We start from the raw sequence: 6,229 nt of genomic DNA on the forward strand, positions 1-6,229 counted from the left end.
TAAACTAATTGTTCTCTTTATTATATATTTCTTTTTGCTTTTCAAATGCTTGATATGAATTTGTAAAGAAATGTTCATTTGGACCATTTAAAATATAATATAAATAATCTGTCTTAGCAGGATTCATAGCAGCTTCTAACGCTTCTATTCCTGGATTACATATAGGACCTATTGGTAGCCCTTTATATTTATAAGTATTATATGGCGAATCTATTTTTAGATCTTTATAATAAACCTTGTTTACATGTTTGCCCATAGCATAGATAACTGTTGCATCCATTTGCAATGGCATATTAGCTTTTATTCTGTTATCTATAACTGATGATACATTTCTCATATCTTTAAATGTTTTCGCTTCTCCTTGAATTACAGACGCTTTAGTAACTACTGAATCAATTTGATTTTCTTTTAATGTCACACCAGTTGCTTTTTCAGCTTTTTCTAAACTTAATTGGAATGTATTTAACATTGTTTTTATTACATTATCTGGTGTTTCACCTCTATTAAATTCATATGTGTCCGGGAAAAGATATCCTTCTAATGTATATCGTCTTCCTTTTACATTCTTAACATAAGCTGGAAGTGGATATTTTTCTAATGCACTTATAAATTGTTGTGTTGAGAATAATCCTAATTCTTGGAATGTATTTGCTATTTGATCAACTGTATATCCCTCTGGTATTACAACTTTAATCGTATCTTGTGTATTTAAAATATTTATAAATTGATCTAATGTTACATCATTTTTTATAGTATATTCTCCAGGTGTTATTTTGGGAGTAATTCCCATAACCTTTACATAAGCTTTTACAACTGTTTCGTTTTTCATTAATCCTGCATTTCTTAAATCATCTAAAACATTATAAAAACCTTCGCCACCTTTAATTGTTATGTTAACATTTCCATTAGATGTAAATGGTCTTCTTATTACTGAATATGCATATCCACCTATTGCGGCTATAATTAAAACAACAACTATAATAATTCCTATTATTATCTTTTTCAAATGTTTTTTCAAATATTCCATAAAAACCCCCTGTATATAAAAGTAAATAGCCTAGTATTAGGCTATTTACTATATTATAATACTTTCTTACAAGTTTATAAAGTTTATTTTAAACTACTTGTTTCTATTTAATCTCTTTCTTTGGTTAGGGTCAAGTATTGATTTTCTCATTCTTACAGTTTTTGGTGTAACTTCAACTAATTCATCACTATTGATAAATTCTAAAGCTTGCTCTAGAGACATTTCAATTGGTGGAACTAATTTTAAAGCATCATCAGCTCCTGATGATCTTGTATTAGTAAGTTTCTTACCTTTACATACGTTTATATCTAAATCGTCCGCTCTACCACAAACTCCAACTATCATACCTTGGTATACTGGAACTCCAGCTCCTATGAATAATGATCCTCTTTCTTGAGCATTGTATAATCCGTAAGTAATTGAATCACCTTGTTCAAATGATACTATTGATCCTCTACTTCTTCCTGGAATTTCTCCTTTATATTGAGCATATCCGTGGAATACGTGGTTCATTATTCCGTTACCCTTAGTATCAGTCATGAACTCATTTCTGAATCCGATAAGTCCTCTTGCTGGAATTACGAACTCTAATCTTGTATATCCATTAACAGCTGATGTCATATTAACCATTTCACCTTTTCTTGGTCCCATTTTTTCCATAACTGGTCCCATGAACTCTTCTGGTACATCAATAGTTAAGTATTCCATTGGCTCCATTTTCTTACCATTTTCTTCTTTGAAGATAACGTTAGCTTTTGATACTTGTAATTCGTATCCTTCTCTTCTCATTGTTTCTATAAGAACTGATAAATGTAATTCTCCTCTTCCTGATACTTCAAAACAGTCAGGAGTAATTTCTTTTACTCTTAAACTTACGTTAGTTTCAAGTTCCTTCATTAATCTATCTCTTAAATGTCTTGAAGTTATAAATTCTCCTTCTTGACCAGCATATGGTGAATCATTAACCATAAAGTTCATGCTTAATGTTGGCTCATCAATTTCAACAAATGGAAGTGCTTCTGGTTCTTGAGTATCTGCAATAGTTTCTCCAATGTTTGCATCTGGTACTCCTGCTAAAGCAACAATATCTCCCATTCCAACTTCTTCAGTTTCAACTCTCTTTAATCCATCATATACAAATAAAGCACTTACTCTATAATTTGAACTTGTTCCATCTTTTCTTAAAAGTGCAACTTGTTGGTTTTTCTTAACTGTTCCTCTATGAATTCTTCCAAGAGAAATTCTTCCAACATATTCATTTGAATCTAATGTTGTAACTAACATTTGAAGTGGTGCATCTATATATCCTTCTGGACAATCAACTTTAGCTAAGATAGTTTCAAATAAAGGAATCATATCTTCATTTGTATCTTCAACTTCATATCTTGCAAAACCATTTCTAGCTGATGCATATATGATTGAGAAATCTAATTGCTCATCATTTGCTCCAAGTTCTAAGAATAATTCAAATACTTCATCAATAACAGCCTCTGGTCTAGCATCTGGCTTGTCAATTTTGTTTATAACAACTATTGGTTTAAGTCCTAATTCTAAAGCTTTCTTTAAAACGAACTTAGTTTGTGGCATTGGTCCTTCATATGAATCAACAACTAATAGTACTGAGTCTACCATTTTAAGTACACGTTCAACTTCTCCTCCGAAGTCAGCATGCCCTGGTGTATCAACTATATTAATTTTTACATCATTATATTTAATTGATGTATTTTTTGAAAGAATTGTAATTCCTCTTTCTTTTTCTAAGTCATTTGAGTCCATTACTCTTTCTTCTACTTTTTCATTTTCTCTAAATGTATGACTTTGTCTAAGTAATGCATCAACTAATGTAGTTTTACCATGGTCAACGTGCGCAATAATCGCGATATTTCTGATATCTTCTCTTTTAATTAGTTCCATTTTTTATTCCTCCATTTTTTAGCTTTACTCATTCTGTAAAAAATATATGTAAACCTATAACTTTTTTTTTCAAAAAGAAAATTGGATACACTAGTACCCAATTTCTCACACTACTTTACATTCTAATATGGACTTCCTAAAAAGTCAATATAAATAGATTTCTATTTTAAGCTTTAATTATCTATATTTCCATAATTATAGGTAAAATCATAGGTTTTCTCTTAGTTTTTTCATATAAATAATTTCTAAGTTCATCTCTTATTTTACCTTTTATTGTAGACCAATCAGTGATTCTATTTTCTTCACATCCAACTAAAACCTCTTTAACTATATCTCTTGCTTCATCCATTAATCCTTCTGATTCACGTACATAAACAAATCCTCTTGATATAATATCTGGTCCTGCTATAACTGATGCACTTTCTCTATCTAATGTAACTACAACAGTTAAAATACCATCTTGTGAAAGATGTTTTCTATCTCTTAAAACAATATGTCCTACATCTCCAACACCTAATCCATCTACTAGAATTTGTCCTGAAGTAACAGATCCATTTTTTCTTATAGAATTTCTTGTTACTTCGATTACTCCACCTGTTTCAGGTATAAGATAATTTCTTTCATTTAATCCAACTTTAACAGCAAGTTCTGCATGTTGTTTTAAATGTCTGTATTCACCATGCACTGGTATAAAGAATCTTGGTCTTATTATAGTTTGCATAAGTTTTAATTCTTCTTGACAAGCATGCCCTGATACATGGACATCCTTTTCAGCACCATAAATAACTTCAGCACCTTTTTTAGATAAAAGATTAATTACTTTTGCAACATGTTTTTCATTTCCTGGTATTGGTGTTGCTGAAAGAATTACTGTGTCTCCTTCAACAATAGTTATTTTTCTATGCTCACCAGCTGCCATTCTTGAAAGAGCAGCCATTGGCTCTCCCTGACTTCCTGTTGTTATTATAGCTACTTCTTCATTTTTATATTTAGCAGTTTGATCAATAGTTATTAGAGTACCTTCACTTACATTAAGATATCCAAGTTCTACTGCAACTTGAAGTATATTTTCCATACTCCTTCCCGACACTGCTACTTTTTTCCCATACATTTCTGCTGCATTTATTATTTGTTGGACACGATGAATATTTGATGCAAATGTTGCAACTATTATTCTTCCTTTAGCCTTTGCAAATAATCTCTGAAGAGTCTCACCAACTATGCTTTCTGATTTAGTATAACCTGGCTTACCAACATTCGTTGAATCTGCCATCATAACTAAAACACCTTTTCTTCCAAGTTCTGCAAGTCTTGCAAAATCTGTTCTTCCTCCATCTATTGGTGTATGATCAATTTTAAAATCTCCTGTATGAAGTACTACACCAAGTGGTGTATGTACTGCAATTGCAACTGAATCTGCAATTGAGTGAGTTGTTTTTATAAACTCTACAGTTACATTTTCCAACTTCACTTTATCTCTTGGTTTTACTACATTTAACTCAGTAGTTGCTAATAATCCGTGCTCTCTAAGTTTTGTTTCTACTATTCCAAGTGTTAATTTAGTTCCATATATAGGTACATTAAGTTGCTTTAAAAAATATGGTAATGCTCCTATATGGTCCTCATGTCCGTGAGTTAAAAATATTCCTCTAACCTTTTCTTTATTTTTAATTAGGTATGATATATCAGGAATTACTATATCTACTCCATACATATCTACATCTGGAAATTTAAGTCCACAGTCTACAATAACTATATCTTCTTTATATTCGATAACTGCAATATTTTTTCCAATTTCATCTATTCCACCTAAAGGAATAATTTTAACCTTAGCTCTTTCTGTTTTCATACTTCCCCTCCTTATTTTATTCTTTAGTAAAAATACTCTTACCCTAAGAATATTTTCTAACTATTTTTCTTTTGACATTCACTACAAGTTCCATAGAATTTTAAACTATGATCCTTAATTTTAAATTTATATTTATTCTCAACTCTTTCCTCAAGTTGATCTAATAAATCTTCCTCAACCTCAAATACTTTATTACATTCATTACAAATCAAGTGATGGTGTCTATGCTCTTCATCATCATGAACAATTTCATATCTACTACATCCATCACTTAAATCTAATCTAGATAAAAGATTTATATCTTCTAATAAGATAACCGTTCTATAGACAGTTGCAAGTCCTATCTCGGGGCAATCTTTCTTTACTTCATCATAAATTTCTTCTGCAGTCATATGCTTACCTTCATTTTTAATGATAGTATCAACGATTGCTCTTCTTTGAGGCGTTAATTTATAACCTTTTTGTTTTAGGCTTTCTTTTAATTCTTGCATATCAACTGAAACATTATTTCTCATCTAAACACCTCACTTATACTTTTTCTATTCTTCTTCTTGCATAAGTAGGCTATATGCTTCTTCTACCATAGCAAATTCAGCATCATTTTCAATGGTAACTAATTCTTCGTTACCATCCTCATCTTTTAATACTTTAAATACTACAGCTTCTTCTTCTCCATCTTTAATAGCAATAACATATTCTGAATTTATGTCATCTACTTTTAGAAATGTAACTACTTCTAATCTTTCCTCATTTCCATTTTCATCAATTACTTCTATGAATTGTACATCGTTTTCCATTTTCATTTCTCCTTTATTTGATTTTTTATTTTATATCATATTGTTACCAAAAGTTATTTAACATATTTTACTTCGATATTCTATCTAAATATCCTTGAAGAATATATGTTGCTGCTACTTTATCAACAATTTTTTTCCTTTTATTTCTTGAAAGATCTGCTTCAAGCATTGCTCTATGTGCTGCAACCGTAGTTAATCTTTCATCCCAATATATAATTTCTAAGCCTATCTCTTCTTCTAAAAGGGCAGAAAATTCCTGTATTTTCTCTCCTGCAAAACCTATTGATCCATCCATATTTTTAGGAAGTCCAACAACTATCTTCTCTACAGTATATTCATCACAAATCTTTTTCACCTCTAAAACATCTTGTGCACGCTTAACCCTTCTTATAGTAGTTATTCCTTGTGCAGTAAATCCTAAAGGATCTGAAATTGCAACACCAACTGTTTTTTGTCCGATATCTAAACCTAATATTCTCATTATTGCCTCCCTATTTTTCTTTAAAATAAAAGTGCCCACAATAGGGCACTTTTTTATTTTATCTCTAAATAAGATTTTATAACTTCTTCAAGAATTTCATCTCTCTCAAGTTTTCTTACTAAAGCTCTTGCTCCATTGTAATTTGTAATGTAAGTAGGGTC

General features: G+C 30.6%; 7 protein-coding genes. All 7 read right to left on the reverse strand.

All coding sequences use genetic code 11. The annotated features are described in order from the left end of the window. Positions 1–4: 4 nt before the first annotated feature. Positions 5–1,027, reverse strand: coding sequence for an endolytic transglycosylase MltG (gene mltG / locus ACRDDY_RS17625; protein ID WP_438566235.1), 1,023 nt, complete (start codon positions 1,025–1,027; stop codon positions 5–7). Positions 1,028–1,120: 93 nt separating this feature from the next. Continuing rightward, complete coding sequence (gene typA, locus ACRDDY_RS17630) at positions 1,121–2,941, reverse strand: translational GTPase TypA (protein WP_438566236.1); 1,821 nt, start codon at positions 2,939–2,941, stop codon at positions 1,121–1,123. 181 nt (positions 2,942–3,122) lie between these two features. Next, positions 3,123–4,790, reverse strand: a complete 1,668-nt coding sequence (locus ACRDDY_RS17635; protein ID WP_438566237.1) for a ribonuclease J — start codon at positions 4,788–4,790, stop codon at positions 3,123–3,125. A gap of 56 nt (positions 4,791–4,846) precedes the next feature. After that, the gene (locus ACRDDY_RS17640) at positions 4,847–5,305 is read right to left on the reverse strand and encodes a Fur family transcriptional regulator (RefSeq protein ID WP_438566238.1); all 459 of its coding nucleotides are present in this window, start codon (positions 5,303–5,305) and stop codon (positions 4,847–4,849) included. A gap of 24 nt (positions 5,306–5,329) precedes the next feature. Beyond that, positions 5,330–5,587, reverse strand: coding sequence for a DUF1292 domain-containing protein (locus ACRDDY_RS17645; protein WP_438566239.1), 258 nt, complete (start codon positions 5,585–5,587; stop codon positions 5,330–5,332). Positions 5,588–5,654: 67 nt separating this feature from the next. Further along, on the reverse strand, positions 5,655–6,068 hold the full coding sequence (gene ruvX, locus ACRDDY_RS17650) for a Holliday junction resolvase RuvX (RefSeq protein ID WP_438566240.1): 414 nt from the start codon (positions 6,066–6,068) through the stop codon (positions 5,655–5,657). Positions 6,069–6,121: 53 nt separating this feature from the next. Next, positions 6,122–6,229: IreB family regulatory phosphoprotein (locus tag ACRDDY_RS17655; protein ID WP_438566241.1), on the reverse strand; the 108-nt coding region annotated here is incomplete at its 5' end.

It is taken from the genome of Clostridium sp. (assembly GCF_051656525.1).
Classification (GTDB): Bacteria; Bacillota; Clostridia; order Clostridiales; family Clostridiaceae; genus Clostridium.